Origin of the sequence: Methylobacterium sp. WL7 (genome assembly GCF_008040085.1) — a bacterium.
In the GTDB taxonomy this organism is placed as follows: domain Bacteria; phylum Pseudomonadota; class Alphaproteobacteria; order Rhizobiales; family Beijerinckiaceae; genus Methylobacterium; species Methylobacterium mesophilicum.
Genome location: NZ_VRVG01000367.1, coordinates 1 through 560 on the forward strand (window position 1 = coordinate 1; position 560 = coordinate 560).

Below are 560 nucleotides of genomic sequence, written 5' to 3' on the forward strand. Positions count from 1 at the left end.
GCGCAAAATGTTTCATACAGCCTGATCGCCCTTTCAAGAAGCGGCGGGGGGTTGATGACAGATCCTTCATCCATCTTTTGCCGATATAATTTAGATCTCAAGAAAGCATCAACTTCGGTGCCCTGAACGAACGAATAATTTAAGTCGAGTTTTAGATCAACGATAAGTTTCGTAACAACACTTCGCCAGTCATGCACGAGGTGGGCATAAGAAAATACAGCTCTCGACGTCCCCCGACTGGACCGCTCTGCTTCAAGCATGTACCGGATCCACAAAAGACATGAGTACGGTTCGCTCATGCCGTCGCGTGCTTTCAAAGATTGAGAAACTTCGACTGGATGCCGTATCGGAATAATCACCTTTGCCTGGATCGAAGACTCTTTCAATACATTTAGCCAAATATCAGCTAGACGGCAAATTCTTGGATCTTTAGCTATCAAAAGTTCGTCGCTGCCGTATTCGTTTGTAATTATGTCTGCGGCGCGCTTTCGAAAGGATTCTAGCATATTAGGCGAGCAGCGGCCAAAGTCGACTTCACTTGTGTCATCCCAACTACTGTT

General features: G+C 46.1%; 1 protein-coding gene. It reads right to left on the reverse strand.

The features are described 5' to 3' along the window. A partial coding sequence (locus FV233_RS31030) for a hypothetical protein (RefSeq protein ID WP_210249532.1) occupies positions 1 to 260 on the reverse strand: 260 nt, incomplete at its 3' end. Positions 261 to 560 lie beyond the last annotated feature (300 nt).